The organism is Nostoc sp. (assembly GCF_036917375.1).
In the GTDB taxonomy this organism is placed as follows: Bacteria; Cyanobacteriota; Cyanobacteriia; order Cyanobacteriales; family Nostocaceae; genus Nostoc.
In genome coordinates, this window is the sequence record NZ_JBALDN010000105.1 from 119,041 (window position 1) to 141,994 (window position 22,954).

24 protein-coding genes are annotated in these 22,954 nt (G+C 42.1%); 3 read left to right on the plus strand and 21 right to left on the minus strand.

The window, feature by feature from the left end:
* The first annotated feature begins 16 nt into the window (after positions 1–16).
* The 3 genes from V7K45_RS28805 to V7K45_RS28815 all read left to right on the plus strand — a co-directional run bounded on the left by V7K45_RS28805 (position 17) and on the right by V7K45_RS28815 (position 5,515).
* The gene (locus V7K45_RS28805; protein ID WP_335008748.1) at positions 17–3,085 is read left to right on the plus strand and encodes a peptidase domain-containing ABC transporter; all 3,069 of its coding nucleotides are present in this window, start codon (positions 17–19) and stop codon (positions 3,083–3,085) included.
* 46 nt (positions 3,086–3,131) lie between these two features.
* The gene (locus V7K45_RS28810; RefSeq protein ID WP_335008750.1) at positions 3,132–4,661 is read left to right on the plus strand and encodes an HlyD family efflux transporter periplasmic adaptor subunit; all 1,530 of its coding nucleotides are present in this window, start codon (positions 3,132–3,134) and stop codon (positions 4,659–4,661) included.
* A gap of 104 nt (positions 4,662–4,765) precedes the next feature.
* Positions 4,766–5,515, plus strand: a complete 750-nt coding sequence (locus V7K45_RS28815) for a peptidylprolyl isomerase (RefSeq protein ID WP_335008752.1) — start codon at positions 4,766–4,768, stop codon at positions 5,513–5,515.
* Here the strand turns inward: V7K45_RS28815 and V7K45_RS28820 are convergent.
* The 21 genes from V7K45_RS28820 to V7K45_RS28920 form a co-directional block, all read right to left on the minus strand.
* Complete coding sequence (locus V7K45_RS28820; protein WP_335008754.1) at positions 5,512–6,441, minus strand: MsnO8 family LLM class oxidoreductase; 930 nt, start codon at positions 6,439–6,441, stop codon at positions 5,512–5,514. The genes V7K45_RS28815 and V7K45_RS28820 overlap by 4 nt on opposite strands.
* A gap of 63 nt (positions 6,442–6,504) precedes the next feature.
* The gene (locus V7K45_RS28825; RefSeq protein ID WP_335008756.1) at positions 6,505–7,524 is read right to left on the minus strand and encodes a ThiF family adenylyltransferase; all 1,020 of its coding nucleotides are present in this window, start codon (positions 7,522–7,524) and stop codon (positions 6,505–6,507) included.
* Between the two features lie 18 nt (positions 7,525–7,542).
* Positions 7,543–8,586: a T3SS effector HopA1 family protein gene (locus V7K45_RS28830; protein ID WP_335008758.1), complete on the minus strand. Its 1,044-nt coding sequence runs from the start codon at positions 8,584–8,586 to the stop codon at positions 7,543–7,545.
* A gap of 17 nt (positions 8,587–8,603) precedes the next feature.
* A complete protein-coding gene (locus V7K45_RS28835) occupies positions 8,604–9,566 on the minus strand; it encodes an aminoglycoside phosphotransferase family protein (protein ID WP_335008760.1) in 963 nt (320 codons plus the stop codon).
* 127 nt (positions 9,567–9,693) lie between these two features.
* A complete protein-coding gene (locus V7K45_RS28840) occupies positions 9,694–9,882 on the minus strand; it encodes a hypothetical protein (protein WP_335008762.1) in 189 nt (62 codons plus the stop codon).
* Positions 9,883–9,951: 69 nt separating this feature from the next.
* Positions 9,952–10,143, minus strand: coding sequence for a hypothetical protein (locus tag V7K45_RS28845; protein WP_335008764.1), 192 nt, complete (start codon positions 10,141–10,143; stop codon positions 9,952–9,954).
* A gap of 67 nt (positions 10,144–10,210) precedes the next feature.
* Entirely contained in the window at positions 10,211–10,399 is a 189-nt protein-coding gene (locus V7K45_RS28850; protein ID WP_335008766.1) for a hypothetical protein, read from the minus strand.
* Positions 10,400–10,468: 69 nt separating this feature from the next.
* Positions 10,469–10,657 (minus strand): hypothetical protein, encoded by a 189-nt coding sequence (locus V7K45_RS28855; RefSeq protein WP_322640368.1) that lies wholly within the window; start codon positions 10,655–10,657, stop codon positions 10,469–10,471.
* A 425-nt stretch (positions 10,658–11,082) separates the two neighbouring features.
* Positions 11,083–12,198 (minus strand): T3SS effector HopA1 family protein, encoded by a 1,116-nt coding sequence (locus V7K45_RS28860; RefSeq protein ID WP_335008769.1) that lies wholly within the window; start codon positions 12,196–12,198, stop codon positions 11,083–11,085.
* Between the two features lie 19 nt (positions 12,199–12,217).
* Positions 12,218–13,375 (minus strand): phosphotransferase, encoded by a 1,158-nt coding sequence (locus V7K45_RS28865; RefSeq protein WP_335008771.1) that lies wholly within the window; start codon positions 13,373–13,375, stop codon positions 12,218–12,220.
* Complete coding sequence (locus tag V7K45_RS28870; protein ID WP_335008773.1) at positions 13,375–13,983, minus strand: helix-turn-helix domain-containing protein; 609 nt, start codon at positions 13,981–13,983, stop codon at positions 13,375–13,377. Before V7K45_RS28870 ends, V7K45_RS28865 begins: the two co-directional genes overlap by 1 nt.
* A gap of 581 nt (positions 13,984–14,564) precedes the next feature.
* Entirely contained in the window at positions 14,565–15,782 is a 1,218-nt protein-coding gene (locus V7K45_RS28875) for an ABC transporter permease (RefSeq protein ID WP_335008775.1), read from the minus strand.
* Between the two features lie 67 nt (positions 15,783–15,849).
* Positions 15,850–17,319 (minus strand): efflux RND transporter periplasmic adaptor subunit, encoded by a 1,470-nt coding sequence (locus V7K45_RS28880; RefSeq protein WP_335008777.1) that lies wholly within the window; start codon positions 17,317–17,319, stop codon positions 15,850–15,852.
* Between the two features lie 396 nt (positions 17,320–17,715).
* Entirely contained in the window at positions 17,716–18,357 is a 642-nt protein-coding gene (locus V7K45_RS28885) for a Uma2 family endonuclease (protein WP_335008779.1), read from the minus strand.
* A gap of 219 nt (positions 18,358–18,576) precedes the next feature.
* Positions 18,577–19,032, minus strand: a complete 456-nt coding sequence (locus tag V7K45_RS28890; protein ID WP_335008781.1) for a response regulator — start codon at positions 19,030–19,032, stop codon at positions 18,577–18,579.
* A 141-nt stretch (positions 19,033–19,173) separates the two neighbouring features.
* The gene (locus V7K45_RS28895) at positions 19,174–19,539 is read right to left on the minus strand and encodes a hypothetical protein (RefSeq protein ID WP_442942065.1); all 366 of its coding nucleotides are present in this window, start codon (positions 19,537–19,539) and stop codon (positions 19,174–19,176) included.
* Between the two features lie 235 nt (positions 19,540–19,774).
* Positions 19,775–19,903 carry a hypothetical protein gene (locus tag V7K45_RS28900; protein WP_335008783.1) on the minus strand — a complete coding sequence of 43 codons (129 nt, stop codon included), beginning with the start codon at positions 19,901–19,903 and terminating at the stop codon, positions 19,775–19,777.
* A 116-nt stretch (positions 19,904–20,019) separates the two neighbouring features.
* A complete protein-coding gene (locus tag V7K45_RS28905; RefSeq protein ID WP_335008785.1) occupies positions 20,020–20,622 on the minus strand; it encodes a hypothetical protein in 603 nt (200 codons plus the stop codon).
* Between the two features lie 45 nt (positions 20,623–20,667).
* Positions 20,668–21,693, minus strand: coding sequence for a glucokinase (locus V7K45_RS28910; RefSeq protein WP_335008786.1), 1,026 nt, complete (start codon positions 21,691–21,693; stop codon positions 20,668–20,670).
* Positions 21,694–21,778: 85 nt separating this feature from the next.
* The gene (locus V7K45_RS28915; protein WP_335008788.1) at positions 21,779–22,426 is read right to left on the minus strand and encodes a histidine phosphatase family protein; all 648 of its coding nucleotides are present in this window, start codon (positions 22,424–22,426) and stop codon (positions 21,779–21,781) included.
* A gap of 165 nt (positions 22,427–22,591) precedes the next feature.
* On the minus strand, positions 22,592–22,939 hold the full coding sequence (locus V7K45_RS28920) for a DUF1493 family protein (protein WP_335008790.1): 348 nt from the start codon (positions 22,937–22,939) through the stop codon (positions 22,592–22,594).
* Positions 22,940–22,954: the final 15 nt, after the last annotated feature.

Sequence of the window (22,954 nt, forward strand, 5' to 3'; positions counted from 1 at the left end):
TGTTGGAGGTGAGGGAATGCCATTAGTATTTTCCCAGGAACAGCTTAGTGAAAAAATTACCGCTAGCTTGGGTAATTCGCTTTCATTAAATGAACTGGCAAACTGTGTCAATGCGGTGGAAATCGTCGAGCCACCAGTAGCAAAGCAGTTTTGGCAAGCAGAAACCGCAAAGGGTGGGATCTACATCATCGTTGCGGGTAAAGTCAGATTAATGGATGGCTCTAATAACTTAATCACTACCCTAACAAGCGGGGCATCATTCGGCGAAATGACTCTGTTTGCAAAAGATGTCTTTCAACCTTACACCGCTAGAGCTTCTACAAGCTTAAAGCTTTGCTATCTCAAGGATGAAGTTTTGCAACCTTTGATGGGCAAATATGTCAGTCTGAGCGATCGCCTATACCGCAAAGCAGAACTTTGGGATTTGCTGCTGTTGTGTTGCCGCTCAAATCAACTTCCTCGCAACACTTCTGTTGAGGAAATCCTCCTTGCCTTATCTTATTTCTCGCGGCACAATCTGGAGATTGGCACCCTGAGTCCAACATTATCCAAAGATTGCAAACTGTGGCTGCTGCGCCGGGGAGAACTGCAACATTCATCCGGTCAATCCTTGACACCTGCGAATATCTGCGCTGTTGGAAAAGGTATTTGGCAGGCAGTGCAACCAACAATTCTGTACAGTCTCAGCAATGCTGATTGGCAAACAGCACTCCAGCACTGGCCTGAGTTGGCATTGGTTGACTCTGACTCAATTACCGCCTCGGATGACCAACAGATGCCTCATAGCACATCTTTCCCAGAAGGATTGAAGAATGAGAGTAATGTTATTCCATTTCCGCAGCCAGTTTCAGAGCCAAAACAAAAGCAAAAGAAACGAGGAGCCTACTTTCCCAGTCCCAAGGTGACGGTGGGGCATTGGTGGAGAAGGATCGCCAAGCGCTATCCGTTCTTTGCACAACAAAGCTCCTCTGACTGTGGTGCAGCAACTCTTGTGATGATAAGTCGCTATTGGGGCAAGCACTTGTCGGTAAATCGCCTGCGGGATTTAACTAACACGAGTCGGAGCGGGGCATCGCTAAAAGGTCTAGCTGCTGCGGCAGAAACCATCGGTTTTTCTACTCGTCCAGTAAAAGCCAGCCTTGACAAATTGGCACAACAACCCCTGCCTGCGATCGCCCACTGGGAAGGCAGACATTACGTTGTCGTCTATGAAATTACCAAAAAGCAGGTCATTATAGGCGATCCGGCCCTTGGTCAACTCACCCTCACAAATAGAGAATTCAATGCAGGTTGGACTGGGTATGCATTGTTATTGCAACCCACAGCCCTACTCAAAGAAAGCCAGGAAGCAACTCAACCATTCTGGCAGTTTTTTGAGTTGATCAAACCCCACTGGGTAGTGCTGCTAGAAGTGTTCGTTGCCTCTGTGTTTATTCAGGTGTTTGGACTGGTGACGCCACTATTCACCCAACTGCTGTTGGATCGAGTGATTGTCCAAGGCAGCACTCTTTCTTTAAACGCCGTCGGGTTAGGGTTGCTAATTTTTGGTTTGTTCCGCGTCGCCACGAACGGACTGCGGCAATATATGCTGGATCACACTGCCAACCGCATCGGAGTAGCACTGATGGTAGGTTTTATTAAACATACCTTCCGGCTGCCACTGGCGTTCTTTGAGTCGCGTTACGTTGGCGATATTGTTTCTCGCGTCCAAGAAAATCAGAAAATTCAGCGCTTCCTTACCGGAGAAGCATTGTCAATCATTCTCGATTTGCTGACAGTGTTTATCTATGTGGGATTGATGTTGTGGTACAGCTGGCAAATGGCATTGCTGGTGCTGGTGATTGTACCGCTATTTTTTCTACTGGCGCTGATGACAACGCCTTTCTTGCGTCGCATCGCCAGAGAGATTTTTAGTGCCGCAGCTAACGAGAACAGTTATCTGATTGAAGCCCTCACAGGGATTCGCTCTGTCCGCTCAATGGCAGTTGAGCAGACAGTGCGCTGGCATTGGGAGGAAAAGCTCCATCGTTTGATTAAAAAAAGCTTTGGTGGGCAAGTGATTGCTAACCGCCTGCAAATTTTCAGTTCCTCTATCGAATCGGTTGCCACTACAGCATTGCTGTGGTTTGGGGCATGGCTGGTGATTCAAAACCAACTCACCATTGGACAATTAGTTGCTTTCAATATGTTGTTGGGCAACATCATTCATCCTTTCCAACGGCTGGCAGTGCTGTGGAATCAAGTGCAGGAAGTGATTGTTTCTAGTGAGCGGATTAATGATGTCCTTGAGGCAGAGCCAGAAGAAGATTTACAACATCAACCCCGCCAGTACTTACCCAGACTTCAAGGGAGAATTCGCTTTGATAATGTCACTTTCCGCTATCACCCAGAAAGCGATATTAACGTGCTGGAAAATCTCAGTTTTGAGGTACTGCCAGAGCAAACTGTAGCGGTGGTGGGACGTAGCGGTTCTGGGAAAACTACCCTTTCCAAGTTGATTTTGGGTTTATATCCGCCAACAGATGGCAATGTGTTGATCGACGGTCAAGATGTGGCAAGCATTTCCCTGAACTCGCTCCGTTCTCAAGTTGGTGTTGTGGATCAAGATACCTTTTTGTTTGGCGGTACGATTCGGGAAAACTTAAGCATCGCTCATCCAGAAGCGGCTCTAGAAGAGATTATTGAGGCAGCGCGTTTGGCAGGAGCAGACGAATTTATTAAGCAATTGCCAATGGGTTATGAAACCCAAATCGGTGAAGGTGGCGGGATGTTATCTGGGGGACAACGCCAGAGGTTAGCGATCGCCCGTGCTTTGCTTGGGAATCCCCGCTTATTAATTTTTGATGAAGCAACCAGTCACCTCGACGCTGAATCCGAACGGATCATTCAAAACAACCTCAACACCATTCTCAAAGGGCGGACAACCCTAATAATCGCCCATCGCCTTTCCACCGTGCGTAATGCAGACTTGATCCTGGTTTTAGATCGCGGCGGCGTATTGGTCGAAAGCGGTACTCACAAGCAATTAATCGCCAAAAAAGGTCATTACTACTACCTCAACCAGCAACAGTTGGCTCAAACTTAGTAAAAGTTATGAGTTATGACTTTTCACCCCTCACTCCTAAAAAACTATGCCTAACCCATCTCGTAATTCATCATCCCTAGTCAATGCACCTAAGTCAGCTGAAGATTCTAGTGAGGTTAAAGAGCGATCGCCAGCACAAACTCAAACCGGCGATTGGTTTTACGGCACCGAGGAACTACTGGATGCCTTGCCTCGGCGTTGGACGCGTTCAATGCTGTATTTGATCGTAGGCTTTACAGCGATCGCCTTACCTTGGGCGATGCTCTCTCAGGTGGATGAAACAGGAAGCGCCAGAGGACGTATTGAACCATTAGGCGCAACGCAAAGAATAGACTCTCCAGCGTCAGGAAACGTCATCACTGTGAGAGTAAAAGAAGGTGAAACTGTCAAAGCAGGGCAAACTCTGGTCGAACTGGAATCTAATTTACTGCGAACCGATTTGCAGCAAGCGCAGGCAAAGCTTTCTGGGCAATTAAATCAGCAGAGGCAACTCGAACTCCTCAAAAATCAATTGCAGGTCACTATCCATACCCAGCAGCAGCAAAACCAAGCGCAACAATCAGAAAAACTGGCGCAAGTGCAGCAGGCGCAACAGAACCTTGATACTCTCAAGAGTGCCTACAACTTACAAAAAGAAGAAAAACTCGCTAAAGTCAATCAGGCGCGGCAAGCGGTTGATTCAAGCAAGGCAGCCCGCGAGTTAGCACAAGTTCGTTTCCAGGGTGCCAAGGAAAAAATACCACGATATAAAAAAGTTTATCAAGAAGGTGCAATTGCACAAGATCGGTTTTTAGAAGTGGAACAGTCGGTCAAAGAAAACTACCAAAACCTAGTACAAGCAAAGTCGGAGATAGCTCAGGCTCAGTCGGGCTTGCAAGAGCAACAAAACAGTTATCAGAGGGCTATTAATCAAGCAGAGGCGGATATTCAGCAAGCGCAACTCCGCTTGCAAGAGCAGCAACGTAACCAAGATAGCCTGATTCATACAGGCGAACTGGCTATGCTTAAAACGACCGAACAGCTAAAAGACCTGCAATCACAAATTGCAGCGATGCAATCAGAGATTGCTCAAATCAAAAGCCAGATCGCATCCTTAAATTTACAGTTACAGCAACGAGTAGTGCGATCGCCTATTGATGGCATAATTTTTGCATTGCCCATCGACAAGCCAGGGTCTGTGGTACAACCCGGTCAGATGATTGCTCAAATTTCCCCCAAGGAATCTCCTTTTGTACTAAAAGCTGAGATGCCTAGCCAACAAAGTGGTTTCTTGAAGGTGGGAGCGAGGGTCAAAATCAAGTTTGATGCCTATCCCTTCCAAGATTATGGAGTAATGCTTGGGCGCGTCAGTCATATTTCACCAGACTCAAAAGTTAAAGAAACTAACTCTGGCAAGATAGAAACTTTTGATTTGGATATTGCCCTACAGCAGCCGTATATCCAAAATGGCGACAAACGTATCCTAATAACGCCAGGTCAGACAGCGACTGCCGAGGTGATTATCCGGCAGCGTCGTGTAATTGACTTCATCTTAGATCCGTTTAAGAAGTTGCAAAAAGGCGGTTTAGAGCTTTAGTAGAGACGTTGTATGCAATGTCTGTAGATTAGTCCTTAGTTAATTACAAAATAAAGGGCACTGAACAAATAACAAAATCCATTGATTATGGGAGGAATTACAATATGTCAAAATCGATCAATGTATCCAACGAAGACATCCTTTATCAAATCAAAATTTCCGCTCAATTTCCTGGTTTAGTAGAAGCGATCGCCTGTCGCAAAATTATTACCGATACTGCCGAGAAAGTAGGCATTAAACTCGAACTAGAAGAACTTCAGCAGGCAGCAGATAACTTGCGGTTAACCAATAAACTCCTCAAAGCTGAAGATACCTGGGCATGGCTGGAAAAACATCATCTTTCCCTAGATGAGTTTGAAGCATTGGCATACACAAACCAGCTCTCTAACAAATTAGCGACACATCTATTTGCAGAGCAAGTTGAACCGTTCTTTTATGAACACCAACTCGATTATGCCGGAGCGGTCACTTATGAAGTAATTTTGGATGATGAAGACTTGGCTCTGGAACTGTTTTGTGCCTTAAAAGAAGACGAAATTAGTTTCCAAGAAATCGCCCGCCAATACATTGAAGAACCAGAAATCCGCCGCGCCGGGGGATATCGCGGAATACAACGCCGCCAAGATTTCCGACCGGAGATTGCAGCAGCGGTGTTTGCCGCCACTCCACCACAGATCCTCAAGCCAATAATTACGCCAAAAGGGGTGCATATAATTTTGGTTGAGGAAATTATTGAAGCCAAATTAAACGAGCAGCTGCGTGTTCAGATTTTGGCAGATTTGTTTGGAGTTTGGTTAAAGCAACAAATTGCGGAATTAGAAATCGTGACGCAGCTTAATTGCGATCGCAATTAAGTGGCATGTCCATAGGAGTTGTTAGAAGCGTGTACTGCCAACTGTTTGGTTTGGGCAGACACACTTGTTAATCTAAGTTCAGCAGCAAGCAATTCGTAAGAACGTAGGCGGTCATTAAATTCCCGGCAGACATCAAAAAAGATAATTTCGTCAACATCATAACGCTCTTGCAACGCCAGCAACTTCTCTTTACACTGATTGGCAGTACCTACTATGTTGAGCATAACAAAATTGTTGGCGTGCTGTTGTTGTAATTCGTATGCCCGAGCTTCAGTGTCCGCGCAAATGCCTGCCACGGCTATGTTACATCGGGGGGTTAGGGCTTTTTCACCGTGGGGCTGGAAAGTTTCTCGGTATTGTTTGAGGATACTGGGGTCATCAAGACATCCTCGATGAAAGAGCGAATGGCTGTAGGCAAGACCTTTATATGCAGCTACGTGCATACTATTGAACCCGGTACCGAGAACCCAAACCTCCGGGTAGGTAGAGATAGCAGGTGTTGTCCGCACCTGTGAATTTCCCTGCAAGTAATCTATCAGATACTCTATTTTCTCTTTGTAAAGGTCGAGATCCAGTTCCCTAGTTCTACCGTCAAGAAGGGCTTGAGTTGTCAATTGATCTGCCCCACCACGACCAATCCCTAAGTCAATGCGCTGGGGAAATAATAATTCGAGCAACTTAAAATTATCGGCTACCTTTAAGGGACTATAGAAGGAAAGAAGAACTCCAGCCATTCCCACGCGAATCCTCTTAGTTAGTCCTGCAAGAATAGGAATTAATAGTTCCGGACTGGCAAGACCATCACCATGATGCTCTGCTAGCCAATAGCGGGAATATCCAAAAGCTTCAATCCGGGGAGCAAGTCTAATTGTCGTAGTGATTGAATCGCAGAAATCGAGAACGCCAAGACTAAGTTTTTCACTCATAAATTAAGTAACTTGATAGTAGTAGTCCGAATTGTTTTTGTTACAGACTTGGTAAATCAACTCCTACCACTCAGAAATCGTGACCATCTTTGCCTGGTCAGCATTGTACTGTAAGGTCGTGTTTAGAGAGAGCGGCTTTTTAATACCAGCAAGCAGATTGATCGCATCCGCGATCATTAAGGTTGCGATCATTGTATTAAGGTATGAAATCGACGACGATATGACTGTTGGAGAATTTTCATATTGCTGCTTTTCTATCTGTTGATTGTGCTGAATAAATTTTTCCATATGGCTCTTCTCAGTCAAGAGTGGACCTACTAAGCCATCATAAACTCTCACTCCTGAGAACGTACACGCTACATTTTCCTGTAGGCAATACTGTACGACCAATGTCTGAATGGTAATTGGTGGGGTATCAGCACAACACACAATAAAATCCGGCTTTTTTAAGCCTTCCAAAGCTTGGTATAAACTTTCCAGAGAATTAATTTTTTGTTTACGAATATGAATTTTTATCTCAGGGTCTCTCGCTAAAATGTAGTTACGCAGTGCTTCAACCTTAGGCGTATTGAGGTCAGCTTGGCTAAAACAAAACTGGCGATTAAAGTTTGTTATGTTCACAAGATCGTCGTCAATCAATATAAAGTTTTTAACGCCAGCAGCTACTAAATGTTGAACTGCGATATTTCCGGTTCCACCGCAACCGATGATACATACTAACTGTTTTAAAAGCCTCTCTTGTGCAGTATTGGGGTCTTCAACGAAATCTGAGAAAAACTCCACTTGCTTCTCAAAGCGCGTCTCCTTAAAGTCATTTTCATACAAAGGTCGTACTACACCTTTTGAATCCAGAAGTGAAATAAGTTTCTCCAGCCTATCTCCTGTTAGTAAAGTGGCTAATTTGTCAAGTTGTGTTCCTGCGACCATTTGCTTCAAAGCTTGCACTACCTGTTCAGGGATATTCGATAATATGAAATGTCGCAGACCATTGCTCAGGATGGTTTTTTGTTCCTCAGATATGAATGATAAAGATGTGCTATGTTTTAAAACAATTCCTGTTTGGAATTTATTTAATATATTCATATAGTTAGCAAATTTATCTTAGAAGGAGTCGAATGGTGTGTAAATATCTTCAGAGTTAGGGTCGAGGTAGGGATGTTTTAAGTCTATTCCTTGAAGCTCGAACTGTTGGAGTATATGTGTCATCCTAGCTTCTTTTGATTCATCACCCTTGAGCCTCGCTTCCATTAAACCATTGGCAATAAGTTGGCAACGGATGCTACCAAAATCTTCTTTAGATTTAGGCATTTCTGCTAAAGCCAGTCCCGGTGCAAGTGCCTTAGTAAACAAGGGAACCTGCGGCTGAAAGTGCGATTTGTTTTCTGCGTAAACAGTCTGTAAAACTGACCGAACTAATTCGTAGCTATCTACAGGAACTCGGAGAATTCCTGAATCATAGCGTCCAAAATGCAAAGGGTTGTCTAAAACATAGAAGCCGAAGGGTACTTTAAATTTGTTCAGTTGCGACGTTAAACTGTCCATGACGGCAACTGCACCTTCAGGGCTGAAGTTGAAGAATATTATAACTTTAGAGTATTCTTTTTTGCTATTACCAATTACATCTCCAACTGCCACATAGCATCGAAGTTGAAATAAATTATGGGGCATAGTGACTACAACCAAGTCCCCTACAACTGCTGCTCGATCTACTAATTGGAGATGGCGGTTTGGCTGGATATGTATCCTCGTACCCATGCCTTGCTTTTCTACTAAGAGACTACCATCTGGTTCTTGTTTTAACACGCGATATCCCGACTCAAAGAAACCTTTCCCTTTATTGCTTTTATCTAATTGTTCGCAAAATTCCCAATCTATTCCTGCAACAGTTTTATCCCCTAAGACAGAGAAATCAGCCATCACTGCTTCACTTGCTTCTCCCACAAGTGAACCGTTGTAGTAAATGTCATATATAAATTCTCGCAGCATTGAACTCAGGATCTTAGGCTGAGTTTCTTGAGGTAATTGTTGCAACTGGGCTACTACCTCGGCTGGATGCTCTACTTTGTAATTAGGATGACTGACACAAAAGTCAGATTTAATTTGAACCTGAGTAGCAATGTCTTGAAGGGACTGTAGCAGTTGCATAAAAGTTACTCTTGAAGCTATTTAATAGAGGATGGCTCTAAATTAGTTAAATTAGTTAAATTAGTTATTTCTGATTCTGCCATCCCAAAAACAGCGTTAAATGATTGTTCTGGGCGACACAATAAGCTCTTAGCAACTTGAAGTATGCAAAGACCCCTATCATTAAAGTTTTTTTGCCACTGACTTATTTCTACAATTTCATACAGCAAGCCAAGACCAACAAACTGAATAACTCGCGTCATAAAGTTAGGATAGTAATCTAGAACGGGAAAACTACTGAGATACGCCTGGGTAAGAGCTACAATTGAGGGGTGAAGTACCTCTAAAGGTATTGTTGCCATTTGCAGAGATTTTTGCAGTTCAATAACCGGATGCACAATTAAACTGTTAAGCCATATTAGTAGATAGTTAGAAATCACTGTTCCCAGATCAAACGCTGGATCGCCCCAACTCCAGTTTTCCCAGTTAATCAACTTAATAATGCCTTGATTTGACTGTTCTGTTTGATAAATTAGTTTCTCCCAATCCCTGGATATTAAAATGTTATTTAACTTGAGGGTATTATATGTCAGGCAGCAGTGGTGCTGATTGAGAGTAAGCTCCGCTACTGCTGATGTAAAACTTTCATGGCGATGATAATTTTTGAAAAAAATAATGCTTTCATGAGTAAAATGACTGAAATCTTCTGGCTCAATTTTGTTTAGGAGTTGAGCAGAATAATTAGGATTTTGATAGTCTAATTTACCAGGATCTGTTTTAGCAATGAATTCGTATAATTCCTGATGATTCAGGCTATCACGATGCAGCGAGGCTAAAGTAGTCCCCAATTGGGCAGCAATGGCAGAGGGAAAAGCTTTCTCTTGCCTGTAAAAATTATCTAGCTTTATATATTCTAGTGAAATAGTTTTTATTTCTTCTGGGCAAATACAACTATTAAGCAAGTACTGATAGATATTTTTATAGTTTAGTATGGTTTTCATAAGTGTATCCTCTTCAGATCGCGTCTAATCGAAAAGTGAGAGTAAAGATAAAAATTATAAATCTTACTCCCACTTTAAATAAAAGCTCGATTGCGACTAACAAGCAAGTGAGCATTGGATACAATCTTTAGGTTCGGCTGCAAGTGTTGCCAATAACGATCACACTGCAAAGTACGCTGCCACCTACACAAACTACGCTACCACCTTGAATATTAGCAATATCCTCAGAACCGATTTCAGTAATAAAACTTTCCGGATCGTTGAAAAACAATTCAGTTCCTGCGGGTTTTAAATCCTTAACAGTAATATCAGCCATTTTTGTATTCTCCTTGAAATCAATGTTTTTTAGTATTAAGACAAACGCTTCTGTTTGATTGCGAAATCTTTAGGTTCTAGGGCTGCAAGTGTTGGCAATGACTACCACACTGCAAGCTACGCTGCCACCTACACAAACGATGCTACCACCTTGAATATTAGCAATATCTTCAGAACCGATTTCAGTAATGAAACTTTCCGGATCGTTGAAAAACAATTCAGTTCCTGCGGGTTTTAAATCCTTAACAGTAATATCAGCCATTTGTGTTCTCCTTGAAATCAATGTTTTTTAGTATTAAGACAAACGCTTCTGTTTGATTGCTCAATCTTTAGGTTCTGCTGCAAGTGTTGCCAATAACGATCACACTGCAAGCTACGCTGCCACCGACACAAACGACACTACCACCTTGAATATTAGCAATATCTTCAGAACCGATTTCAGTAATAAAACTTTCCGGATCGTTGAAAAACAATTCAGTTCCTGCGGGTTTTAAATCCTTAACAGTAATATCAGCCATTTTTGTGTTCTCCTTGAAATCAATGTTTTTTAGTATTAAGACAAACTCTTCTGTTTGATTGCTCAATCTTTAGGTTCGGCTGCAAGTGTTACCAATAATGATCACACTGCAAGCTACACTGCCACCGACACAAACGATGCTGCCACCTTGAATATTAGCAATATCCTCAGAACCGATTTCAGTAATGAAACTTTCCGGATCGTTGAAAAACAATTCAGTTCCTGCGGGTTTTAAATCTTTAACAGTAATATCAGCCATTTGTGTTCTCCTTGAAATCAATGTTTTTTAGTATTAAGACAAACGCTTCTGTTTGATTGCTTAATCACATACTAAAAATCTTCCTAATAAACTTCAAGCATTTTTGACTGACTTTTTGGACATAATATCTATATTTATTGTTGAAATTCTAGTTAGTAACAGCTTGATTAAGCCGTAAGCTACCTGGTTAGATATTCCTGATAACGAGGATTATTTGTGAAAAACATCTCCCCAGTTAGATGCATTTAATAAATATCTAATCCGAAAGTAAGAGAAAAATTTAAAGTAATCATAAATGTATCTACTGATAGTAAGAGAAATAACTACAACAATTATTTCTCTTAATAATCCTCGCTGAACTAAAAAAGTAGGGGCACGATATATCGTGCCCCTACAAACGACCTATTTTAGAGATTTGGAAGTATCTAATCACATAGCTTGATTGGTGCATAGATGTCTTCAGAATTGGCATTGAGGTAAGCACGCTGCCAGTCAATTCCCAGTCGGGAGAATTGCTCAAAAATAGAGGTCAACCTCCCCTCTGGTGAGTCATCCCCTTTGTCGCAAGCTTCCAGCAATCCATTAGCGACAATCTGACACCGATTCATGCCAAAGCTTTCTCGGTCAGTAAACTTGTGGTCTGGTTCTTCTGCTAACCCCAACCCTGGTGCAAGGAGCTTGGTGAATAGGGGAACTTCTGGCTGAAAATGCGATCGCAATTGGTAAACTGTCTCAATCACAGAGGCGATCGCTTCATAATCGCTCTTGTCAAAGTACAAAACTCCTGAGTCGTAGCGGTTGTAATCAGCTGGGTTATACAAAACCTTGAAGTGAAAAGGAATAGTCATTTCGTTCAGATGCTGCGTGAGAGTACTCATAACCGCAACTGCACCTTCTGAAGTCAAATTGAAGTAGATTCGCACAGTCTGCTGATGACCCTTTAAATCGAGACGAATTGGTCCTGCATTGCCCACCGCCACATAAAAACCGCTTTGGAGCAGATTTTTCGGCATACGGATAGCCACCTCTTCACCCACCACAACAGTAGCTTGTGCTGATTGCAGATGGCGATCGCGCTCAATATGCAACCGAAGACCATTCTTAGTCACAGCTACGCTGCCATCACTTTCTTCCCAGAGAACAGACCAACAAGAGTCAAAGTAGCCAGTGCCGCTATTACTTTCGTGCAAGCGATTATAAAAACCCAAGTCTACTCCCAAAAAAGTATTGTTCTCTAGGTCTAGTGGCAAAGGATTGGAATCTGTTAATTTTGCGTGGGTAGTTCGCATACCACCGTTGTAATAGATGCCGTAGAGAAAAGAGCGCAGTTGCAAGCTCACATATTTGCGCTGAATCTCTACAGGGATTTGTTGAAAGCGGGCGATCGCCTCTGCTGGCAGTTCAAAGGGTTTGTAATCTGGATGACGAATGCTGAAGTCAGACTCGATCTGAACCTTGCTCGCAATTTCTTGCAGAGCATCCAGCACTCGCTTAGTTGCTACATCTGGCTGTTGAATTAGAGAATCTAGTAATTGTGTCATAGTTTTGCGACTAAACATCTTAAGCAGCAGTACATCTCAAACGTCCAGATTCAGCAGCAGTGCCAAAAGTCGTTGACATGGATTGTTCTGGACGGCATAACAATGTCTTAGCTACTTGAAGCATGATTATTGCGATATTGCCGAAGGTTTTCTGAAACTGAATCATCGCCAAAATCTGTTGAATCAATACAAGACCGGCAAATTGCACCACACGCCGCAAGAAATCAGGGCGCTGTTGTAAGATTTCTGGGAAGGTGTCGAAATAAGCTAGGGTCAGGACGGCGATCGAAGGCTGAAGCACCTCAAGGGGAGTCGCCGCTAGGCGCAGAGATTCTTCAATACTGAGTGCATTGCTGATGACCAAGCTATTTAACCAAATTTCCAGATAGCTGGCGATAAGTGTTCCCAAATCAAAAGCAGGGTCTCCCCAATTACAGCGCTCCCAGTCAATGAAGCGCACAATGGTGTCATCGGATTGCTGCCAATTGGTGTGCAAGAGAATATTGTTCAACTTTAGGTCATGGTGCGTCAGGCAACAAGGAGCGAAAGCGCTACCCAGTTCTCTTATCGCTTCCCCCAAGCTGTCGTAGCGCTGATAGAGGGAAAAGAATTTTAGCGCATCTGCGGGTACTCCTCCAAAAATTTCCGGTCCAATCCGTTCTAGCCCCCGAATCAAGTTAGGCACTTGACCAGTGAGGACATCCTTTTGATTTTGATCGAGGAATTCCTGATAGTTCTGACGATTGAGGGTGGCACGATGGATAGTAGCTAAAACGGTGCCAATTGCAGAGGCGATTTGGCTTGGGAAGTTCTTTTCCTGAGCGTAGAAATCAGTCAAATCTTGATAGTCATCCAGATATCTGAAGACAATAATCGAATTCTCCGGGTCAAAATTAAGCACTATCGGCAGAAATGGGCGAAGGCGATCCAGTTCTGGAAATTGGTTTAAAAACTCTTGAACTCGCCATTCCCCCAAAAACTCACCAAATGTTTTCCCATCCTGATAGTGCCGCTCTTGCTTGACAAGGAGTTTAGAACCATCTGGTAAACTCACTCTCAAGTTAAAATTCTTGGCAGCTACTAACTCAATCTGAAGCTGGGTTTGTTCTTCTTGGGTACAAAGACCCAGCTGAAATAAATAATCACCTACGTTTTGGGAGCTTAAAAGCAGTGTCATTATACTTCTAAATTGCTATTGTTATTGGAGTTAATCAAATTGAGCGAACAGAGGACATTAGGCTCAAAGGAAGATTCGAGATCGCGAATTGCGATGCGAGACGAATCGCTTACTTTGTCTACTGTTTCGCATTTTCTTCGAGTCGAAAGCCCCATCTTCTTAAGCAAAAGGTTAATATTGCGATCGCCGATCGAAATCCCCAACTCTTTCTCTAGGTGCTTGCTTAACCATTGCGCTGTCCAGCGCCCAAATGGATATCCATAATCACGGGGACTATGGATTACCAGTTCTTTCAAACGCTCCAAATATTCCTCATTCACTACTTTAGGACGACCAATTGCAGACTCCTGCCATTGGTGCGCCATCCCACTACGTACTATGTGCATCCAATGCCTTGCTGTTGCTGGACAACACCCCAAGGTTTGACATATTTCGGTTTGAGATTTACCCTGGTCTGATAGCAACATAATTTCAATGCGCTGACGATAAGACTCAGGTAAATCGTCTTGCAAACTTTTTTGCAGCATTTTGCGCTGAAACGCTGTTAAAAATTTACCTATTGGGTTGTTCTCGCCTTTAACATCAGTTTTTGCTCGGTTATAAGACATATACAAAAGGAAACAAACCGCTTGATACAAAACTTTGTAACAAGTTAAAGTTTTCCATTAATTTACTATTTTGGGATTTGAGATTAATGCAATTTAAATGTGCTCTGCTATGTTTTTACTTCTATCTGATGAAGTAATTTGCAATAAAGCTCTGAATAAACTTAGTAGGGTCGGGCAAAACCATCAGGGCAAACGCATCTAAATATAGTACATTAATACTAAAAAATGATAAAGACAGCGATCGCGGATGACATGTGGGTAAGCAATCAAGCTTTAATGGTAAAGTCATTATAAAAGTCAGTAGACCAAAAACTTCTGCGATCGCCGAATTCTAAAGTTGCAAAATTTTTCTCCCACTAGTCCAGCATTGCTTGTCACCTTTAGCACCGAATTTTCATTACTTTACTGTATCTGCCGTGCTGTTTCTTAAATCCTTTACCCGTAAGCTTTTCAAGACTTAACGGGAAAAGTCAGATATCAATACTGTTCGGTTAAGGCAAGAGACGCGATGAATCGCCGTCAAGACTATAATCAGTCGTTTTGTCTTGACGGCGAATTATCAGGTCTATGTGATGATTTATCTAAGCACTTCTCAAAGCCACAATCGGGTCGAGTTTAGCAGCACGACGTGCAGGAACAACGCCAAAGAATAAACCAATACCTCCAGAGACACCAACTGCCATAGTAATCGCTACAGGAGAAAGACTCGCTTCTAAAGGAGTCAAGGCTGCCACTAATAGAATGGCACTGACACCAACCGCAGTCCCAACTAAGCCGCCAGCTGCGGAAACAATCACTGCTTCAATGATGAACTGTAGCAAAATATCTTGCTCAGTTGCACCAATCGCTTTTCGCAATCCGATTTCTTGGGTGCGTTCGGTGACGGAGACGAGCATAATATTCATGATGCCAATGCCGCCGACAAACAAGGATATACCTGCGATCGCAGCTAGCATAATTGTCAATGCACCTGTAATTTGACCGACAGTTTGCAAAGCATCTTTCTGGCTGCGAAGGGTAAAATCATCTTCACCATTAATTTTGTGCCGTAGACGCAGCAAATTAGTAATTTGAAATTCTGCTGCATCCACACTCTCGGAATCACGAGCCGCAGCAACGAGGTAATCTAAGGCGATACCATAAGGAGAATTCTTGCCCACAAGTCGGTTTGCTGATGTGGTGATTGGTATTAAGGCAGCATTATCATAATCTGCTCCCACGCTGGAACCTTTGGCAGTTAACGTTCCAATCACTTGAAAGCTGGTATTTCCAATTCGCAATTGCTGTCCTACACCGTTACTATTACCGAATAGTTTTTCTGCCAAATCTCCACCCAGCACTACCACTTGGTTATTTCGCTTGATGTCTACCTCAGAGAAAAACCTGCCTTTAGCAGTTTCAAAATCCCGCACAGATAGAAAACTAGGAGTTGTGCCAATGATGTTGACATCGGTATTTCTGTTGCGGTATGTAATTACCTGTCTTCTGTTTAACTCTGGCGCAACTCCTACTACAGTTGGTACTTGAGAAGCGATCGCATCCGCATCTTGCAACACCAGAGTTTTTGGCACTTCAAAGGAGATTCGCTGAGTTTCTCGATTACCTGGCAGTACAAATAGCACATTTGGCCCTAATGACTGCAACTGTTTATTCACATACTTCTGCCCACCTTCGCCAATGCCAATCATCGCAATCACCGAGGCATTGCCAATAACTATACCCAACATCGTGAGGGCGCTACGCAGTTTATTTGACAGCAGGGTTTTCCCCGCCATATTCATGCTTTCGAGGAGGTTCATACCAATTTTGGATTTTGGATTTTAGATTAAAAGTCTTTATTACAAACTTACTTATGCCAATTTGGTATTATTTATTCTGCTGTTCTTTAGCCTTTTCAATTTTGTAGTCTTTGGGTGGGTTAACAAAAATGCGATCGCCTTCTTTAACTCCCCCTAAAATCTGAGTTTGGTCTTGAATTTGTGCCCCAACTGTAACTTCGCGGAACTGTGGTTTATTTTTTGCATCGGGTACGAGTACGCCAGTTTTACCTTTTTCGGTGACAATTGACACTGTTGGTAATACCAAGGCATTATTAACGCGATCGCCTAAAAAAGTCAGATCCACATTTAAGCCAGAACGCAGTTTATCTATGCCAGTATCGAGAGCAACCCGCACCTGGAAGGATGTTACACCTTGTTCCACCACTGCTTCGGGAGCAATTAAACGTACATGACCTTTAAAAACTCGATCGGGATAGGCATCGGCAACAATTTCCACCTGCTGTCCCTGTTTTATTCTGCCAAGATCGGCTTCGGGAACTTGAGCTAATATTTCTAAACCCCTTGCTACGGCGACAATTGAACTGGAAGTTGCCGATGCACTAGTAGAAGCAGAAGTTGTGGGTGTGACAAACGCACCTGGTTCGGCATACTTTTGGGTAACAATTCCCGACAGAGGAGCGCGAATAATAGTATCTTCTAACTGCACTTGTACACCCTTTAACTGAGCCTCAGCGGATGCAACAGCAGCTTGACGCTGGACAATTTCTTCAGAACGAGTGCCATCTTCTAAGAGTACCAATGCTGCTCGTGCTTCGTTAACAGCGGCTTGGCGTTGGTCGATTTCTTCATTCCGAGTCCCACTTTGGACTAAGGAAAATCGTTTTTTCGCTTCTTCTAAATTGGCTCTAGCACTTTTGTCGTCGCTGATGGCTTGATCGAGTAATTGTTTTTTCTCTGCTCCTTCTCTATATAGATATTCGTAACGCTTTACCTGTTCGCTGGTGTAATTCACCCTTGCTTGAGCTGCATCCACTTGAGATTGAGATTGAGCAATCTCTTGGGGACGATTACCAGCCTTAGCCGCAGCTAATTGGGCTTGAGCTTGTGCTAATCGCGCCTTAGCTTGAGCGATTTCTTGAGGACGACTACCAGCAAGGGCTTCGGCTAGCTGTGCTTGATTTTGAGCTAAGTTAGCACGGTACTGACTCCTTTGAGCCTCAATACCAGCGCTATCCATACGGGCGAGAATTTGCCCTTGTTGAATGCGATCGCCTTGTTCCACGTATAATTGCGACAGCACTCCGGGATTCTTCGGACTAATATTTACGCTCTGAACTGGCACGACTTTGCCACTAGCTGTAATCCGCAACGTGACGTTTTGTGCTGCAACTGGCACAGTTAGTTGAGCAATATCTTCTTTGTTTGTCCCTTGATTTACCAAGGTGTAAGTTGTTATAGTACCCACAACCAAAGCACTCCCCGCCATCAGCCCGATCAGCCAGCGCAATGGATACTTAACTTTGCCAATAACGGGAATTTCTATGTGCGTAGCCATATTATAGAAACCTGTAAATCTTGCTGTATAAAAATATTTTTTAGTTAAAGAATAAGTGGAGAGTACGGAGTTGTTAAAGCTTTAGGGTTAAATTTTTATGAGTCAATTAACAACTAGACGCATAATTTGCTTCACAGTTGCTTAATCTTCCTTAATACTAGGCATTTGTATTTCTGTATGTCTTCACCTGAAAGGGTGACTTTAGCCACAGCATATTAGTGCAATCTTGAACCATTCGCGAGAAACAAGATCCCCGACTTTTTTGAGAAGCTGGGAATCTACGGCTGGCAATTCTCACAAATCAGATAGGATTGCTATAGTGCGATCGCGCTTTAGTTGCTCTGTATCCTTTTCTTTTTCCCTACTCCCCATTCCCTACCGCAAAGCAGTTTGTAATTATTGCTGAAATTGGGTTAACAACCAAGCACCAACTTGACTTTGATTTATTTGACGAGTTCGCCCTAATGCATCGTTTAATAAAGAAATTGCTAATCCTGGCAATACCTGAGATTCTGTAATCCGCCTACTACCTTGGTTTTCAATAGCAAAAGCCATAAGTTGGACATTTTGGACATTTAAAATCCAGTATTCTTTCACTCCTAAATCTTCGTATAAAAGTCGTTTTTCACCTCGATCGTCAGCAAGTGAGGTATTAGCCACTTCAATAACTAAATCTGGTGGTGGATATATGTCTAGGTTGATGATAGAAGTGCCGTAAGGAATGACACCAGCATTTTCACCAATATAGTAAGACACATCAGGTTGAGCTTCCTTAAAGCCTGTTTTCCGATATGTACAATTAGTTAAGCCTTTGGCAGGGATGCCTTTGATTGTGCAAAAAAGGTTAACAGCAAAGGCAATAATTGTGTTGTCGCAGGCGTGGTCATGGCCTAGTGGTGGAATTTCAATCCTCATCAGTCCATTGTGGTAGTAGCCCTTGGCTTTTTTGTAGGCAGGATTTTCAATTATTTGGATATATTCATCCCAAGTTGCTGTTATCCAGGTATCGGTTGCTAGTTGGGTCTGTAATTCGCTCATAATATTGCAAAAGAAGAACTTTAACAACGATCGTACAAGTTTCATTTTCCAGCACTAAGCTGACAGCAAAGCTTTAACTGCATCCTTGCTAACAATTTTCGTAGGGTGTGTTACGCCGGAGGCTAACGCACCAATGGTCTATTTTAACAAAATCAGTCTTAGAGGTGGATTCATCCAATTTCAGGGCGGTTATACAACGCAGATACTTAAACTTACATACTAGTTTGCAACTAGCAGCCCGGTGCAAAAATTTTCCGTCATATTTTCCTGTACTTGATTCACAATTATAGAAACAAATTCGTCAAGGTCGAATGGCTTAAGTAAATATTCTTCAAACTCTACATCTGGAATTTGGTCACAAGTACCTGTGGTAGATGTTGAAGTCACAATGATTGGGATATGCTTGCAATTGTCTGCCTCTATAGCATTTAATGTATTTAGCAATGTATAAATACTTTCACCTAAAAACCTAATTTCACAGACAATAATGTTGGGTATGAACCAACTCAAAATTTCTAAAGCTTCCTTTATGGAACCAGCGGTAATCACATTTGCGCTTAGGTCTTCGAGTAAAAAAGCATACAAATCTCTACTATCGCGATCGTTGTCTACAACGAGTACTTGTACACCTTTGAGTATCCCAACTGCCAAGCAAAAGTCATTGATTAAATTCATAATAAGACCTGCGATTAAGACTTGAAAGGCAAAGCGATCTGAAAAATCCGTAGTCTTAAGGTGATGAGACAAGCAGATAGGTCAAATAAAAGGTACCAGAGAACCACTTAATGGTTAAAATTACTAGGTTCTGTTCTTATACTATGAGCGGGTGTTGTTTGATTTCATTTTATCGAAGCGTTGCGTAGGCGTAGCCCGTCGTAGACATCGCACTTGTTCTACTAATCTCTCAATATCTGAGACAGAGGGCAGGGCATATTCTTCTAGTTCTAAGAATTCTGCTGGAGGACTAGTAGCAATTTCCCGCCGGTTTAGTTCCAAAACTAAGCAAAGCTCAATAAAGGTATGACGCTCAACCGGACGACCACTGAAAAACCGCCAGATTGGTTGTCTAGTCTTGAGGTTGACTTCTCCTGCTAAATTGTCTTGTGTCCACCCCTTGAGAGTAAATGCTCTTTTAGCCTCTTGAATCCCAGTGAGTGATGCTTGGAGCGATCGCTTGACCATAGGACAAAAACCCTGCTCCTCAAATTATGAACTTTAACTTTTATTAATATCTGCAATCTTATAGCTTTCTCTGTGAGAATAACATTTTACTCGTTTAAAGTTATACAAAATTCAATAAATACTCTCAAGTTTTTAATTTTTTTCACAAATTCAAACGTTATACGTTTATCTTATACATTTTCAGCTTTACAAATATCTAAATTCAAACAATGTTTGATTTTTAAAGCATAAATTGTTAAATAATGAAACAGGCAATAAACAAATCAACACCTTTGAGAGTGTCTATCAAGTTGGCAGCCTTGATTGCATCAACCAAGGTGCTAAAAAAACCAACGGTACTGCCAGTATCAATAGCATCAGTCATTTATTTAACTTAGTGATGTGTAAGGAGCTTGCTCTGATATACTTTATATGACTAGTAAATGCTATATTAGCTCTGCAATTGATTACAAAGCTAATATAGTAGAAGTTTTATTTATCTCACTTTTTCAAAACTACATTGAAAGAATTTAAATACCCTGTAATGGTCTTAGCTAGTGTCTTCTGCTGTTTTTTTGTAGTTATCGCCATTACTTGATATAGTCTTCCTTCAGCAACATACATTCTATTTATAGTGATTTTCCCTCCAGAATTAATGTACTGAATTTCTCTGCCAGGATGATTATTATAACTACGAATGTTTCGTTGACTAATTAAATTGCTTTTCGTAGTCTTTAAAGCCATATCTCGTGCATTATTAAGTACAGCTTGAGGATCGGCCATTTGGCCGTAACTATAAGGAAAATCATTGTAAGCAACTATATATGCTACTTGCTGTTTTGGTGGTTGAGCGACAAATATTTCTAGGTTAATTTCCCCCATGTAAGTTTTTTGGGATTCGGTGTTTCTGCTGGGGCTTCCCGGCATCAAAATCGTAAAACGTCCATCTGGAGCGGTGAATAACTTCCATTGTGGCTGCACGGGTTGAGAAACCTTTGGTTTGACAACAGCTACCGGAGATTTGGGTTGACGCGCTTCCACAAGAACAGAGCCACCACAAACAATGGTGGCGGCTATTAGTGGTAACAGACTTTTAACTGTCATATTTTTTGCCCTTTGAGATGCCGATCTCACTGATGATGCCAGCTGTTATAACCTAGCAGCACATAAAGCAGCACCAATTAGACCGACTTGTGAGTTGAGGATAATATACACGGGTATCTCTTCGAGGAGGCGGCGCATCCTACCTTTTTGGGTGAAATTTAATAAGAAACCGTTATTTTGAATTAAGGGCAAGATTTTGGGTGCAATTCCACCAGCGATGTATAAGCCACCGTAAGGTAGAAGTTTCAGAGCGAGATTACCGGCTTCTGCACCGTAAGCTTCTATAAATAATTGCAAGGTTTGTTCGGAAAGGCGATCGCGTTTTTCTAGTGCAGCTGTACCAATGACAGCACCAGGATCGACACTTTTCTCTTCTTGTCCAGCTTCTTGTTCCCAAGTTCTAACGATTTGGGCAATATCTGGTGATTCGGCGGCAAATTTGCGATCGCGCAAAAATTGATAAATCGCCACAATTCCCATTCCAGAAACTACGCGTTCTACAGAAACGCGCTGGATATCATGTTTACCCAACAAGTATCTCAACAGTTGAAACTCGATCTCGTTCCGAGGAGCAAAGTCAGCGTGTCCACCTTCTGAAGAAAAGACTTGATACTGGTTTCCCTGCTTAATTAAAAATCCTTGCCCTAAGCCAGTACCAGCACCAATAATTCCAATGGGGGTTTCGGGTTGAGGTTTGCCAACTTGTAACGTCAGCAAGTCTTCTTTTTGTAAACCTGAAATACCATAGCCAACGGCGGCGAAGTCGTTAATCAAAGAAATATGCGGGATACCCAATTCTTCTTGTAGACGTTCGGTATCCAGGAACCAGGCTAAATTGGTCAGTTTGGCAGTATTTTTGACAATGGGGCCTGCGATCGCAAAACAAGCCTTTTCTGGTATTGGTGTATTAGCTTTGACCAAAAACTCCTGCACTATCGGTACTAAATCAGGAAAATCGGCACTGTGGTAACTTTCCTGATAAATAGTATGTAAAGCTGGTGAGTCTGATTTTTCAACCAATTGCAGAATAGTTTTCGTACCGCCGATGTCTCCTGCTAGTAACAAAGTCATAGAATTTATTGGTGAATTAAATTACTTTTTTTGTAAGATATACTCAACCTAGCAGAAGTCATGAACACAAATCTCTATCAGAGGTTTAAGCAAATCGAATAACTTCTTCTATGTGGGTTAAATGGGAAGTATCTCCCTTTAGTTCTAATAACCATTCTGGATCTTCGCGTACAACTTTCACTAGGGAACATAAAGAAGCCTTAACTTCTGTTTTGGCAATTTCCCCCACTAGCCCCATTGCTCCGCCCAATACAGATGCACCATGTGCTACTAGCAGGATATCTTCTGGGTAGAACTCAGTAGCTAAACATCTAGCAGTTTGTCCAGAACGTTCTCGCACTTTTTCGTGAGTTTCAGGATATTTGGCGGCGATGCGCGAGGTATAGCTGCTGTCAATTCTGGGGAATAATTCTGCTAATGCTGGAGTTGACAGTCTTTCGGGTTCTTCTGTCATCCAAACTGGATTTAGCCATTCACTCAAGCCTGTTTCGAGTTTAATGGGTAAGTCGAGCATTTCTGCAACTGCATTTGCCGTTTGTACGGTTCGCAGGAAAGGAGAAGCGAAAATATGGCCAATATTTTCTTTTTTCAATCGTTTAGCTAACTGCTGTGCCTGCACCATACCATCATCAGACAAGGGCGGATCGTAGCGTCGTTCGGCGGTAAGAAACCAATCGGGGTTTACGAAGTCGAGGCGGTTAGCGTGTCTTGCTATCCAGACTATTTGACTCATAGGTTTAATTATTCCGATGAATAGAATCAGCCGCTAAACAAATATATAGATATCTGCAAGGAGGGCTGCAAATATTAATATAGGACAAAAATCGTAATAATATTTAATAATACTAATGATTAGAAAAACTTATCAGCATAAACTAGTTAAGATTGTGTAATGAACTTAAATGTAAATATCAGATTGGGACGGTTCAAACCAAACTCCACATTCAATAACTGATAGTAAATGGCTGATGGTAATTGTTTTGAGTGTGCCGTAACGTTTGCGATAGTAACACTCAAAAAGTAAAGAAAATAAATGTGGTTCTTCATGGAAGTAACGGTAAAAAACAAACCCCTGCGAATCTATGCCAAACTGTTCAGCGATTTTATAAAATAGTTCCTCAACATCATCACCATCTATTTTGAGGTCTTCCCGAAGCCGTATATTAAGAGTAATATCTTTTGTTTGCACACCTAGTTCATTAGAAATAATTGCTGCAAGTTGGTTAAATCTATCTGTAAATGACATAAGCTTTTCAGGTGA

Bases quoted from the DNA above. Each gene is read 5' to 3' on its own strand.
- V7K45_RS28830 (WP_335008758.1), bottom strand. From the start codon at position 8,586: ATGCAACTGCTACAGTCCCTTCAAGACATTGCTACTCAGGTTCAAATT.
- V7K45_RS28865 (WP_335008771.1), bottom strand. From the start codon at position 13,375: ATGACACTGCTTTTAAGCTCCCAAAACGTAGGTGATTATTTATTTCAG.
- V7K45_RS28835 (WP_335008760.1), bottom strand. From the start codon at position 9,566: ATGAAAACCATACTAAACTATAAAAATATCTATCAGTACTTGCTTAAT.
- V7K45_RS28860 (WP_335008769.1), bottom strand. From the start codon at position 12,198: ATGACACAATTACTAGATTCTCTAATTCAACAGCCAGATGTAGCAACT.
- V7K45_RS28825 (WP_335008756.1), bottom strand. From the start codon at position 7,524: ATGAATATATTAAATAAATTCCAAACAGGAATTGTTTTAAAACATAGC.
- V7K45_RS28850 (WP_335008766.1), bottom strand. From the start codon at position 10,399: ATGGCTGATATTACTGTTAAGGATTTAAAACCCGCAGGAACTGAATTG.
- V7K45_RS28900 (WP_335008783.1), bottom strand. From the start codon at position 19,903: ATGACTGATGCTATTGATACTGGCAGTACCGTTGGTTTTTTTAGCACC.
- V7K45_RS28845 (WP_335008764.1), bottom strand. From the start codon at position 10,143: ATGGCTGATATTACTGTTAAGGATTTAAAACCCGCAGGAACTGAATTG.
- V7K45_RS28920 (WP_335008790.1), bottom strand. From the start codon at position 22,939: ATGTCATTTACAGATAGATTTAACCAACTTGCAGCAATTATTTCTAAT.
- V7K45_RS28815 (WP_335008752.1), top strand. From the start codon at position 4,766: ATGTCAAAATCGATCAATGTATCCAACGAAGACATCCTTTATCAAATC.
- V7K45_RS28905 (WP_335008785.1), bottom strand. From the start codon at position 20,622: ATGACAGTTAAAAGTCTGTTACCACTAATAGCCGCCACCATTGTTTGT.
- V7K45_RS28820 (WP_335008754.1), bottom strand. From the start codon at position 6,441: ATGAGTGAAAAACTTAGTCTTGGCGTTCTCGATTTCTGCGATTCAATC.
- V7K45_RS28840 (WP_335008762.1), bottom strand. From the start codon at position 9,882: ATGGCTGATATTACTGTTAAGGATTTAAAACCCGCAGGAACTGAATTG.
- V7K45_RS28805 (WP_335008748.1), top strand. From the start codon at position 17: ATGCCATTAGTATTTTCCCAGGAACAGCTTAGTGAAAAAATTACCGCT.
- V7K45_RS28870 (WP_335008773.1), bottom strand. From the start codon at position 13,983: ATGTCTTATAACCGAGCAAAAACTGATGTTAAAGGCGAGAACAACCCA.
- V7K45_RS28875 (WP_335008775.1), bottom strand. From the start codon at position 15,782: ATGAACCTCCTCGAAAGCATGAATATGGCGGGGAAAACCCTGCTGTCA.
- V7K45_RS28885 (WP_335008779.1), bottom strand. From the start codon at position 18,357: ATGAGCGAATTACAGACCCAACTAGCAACCGATACCTGGATAACAGCA.
- V7K45_RS28895 (WP_442942065.1), bottom strand. From the start codon at position 19,539: ATGGTCAAGCGATCGCTCCAAGCATCACTCACTGGGATTCAAGAGGCT.
- V7K45_RS28910 (WP_335008786.1), bottom strand. From the start codon at position 21,693: ATGACTTTGTTACTAGCAGGAGACATCGGCGGTACGAAAACTATTCTG.
- V7K45_RS28890 (WP_335008781.1), bottom strand. From the start codon at position 19,032: ATGAATTTAATCAATGACTTTTGCTTGGCAGTTGGGATACTCAAAGGT.
- V7K45_RS28880 (WP_335008777.1), bottom strand. From the start codon at position 17,319: ATGGCTACGCACATAGAAATTCCCGTTATTGGCAAAGTTAAGTATCCA.
- V7K45_RS28855 (WP_322640368.1), bottom strand. From the start codon at position 10,657: ATGGCTGATATTACTGTTAAAGATTTAAAACCCGCAGGAACTGAATTG.
- V7K45_RS28915 (WP_335008788.1), bottom strand. From the start codon at position 22,426: ATGAGTCAAATAGTCTGGATAGCAAGACACGCTAACCGCCTCGACTTC.
- V7K45_RS28810 (WP_335008750.1), top strand. From the start codon at position 3,132: ATGCCTAACCCATCTCGTAATTCATCATCCCTAGTCAATGCACCTAAG.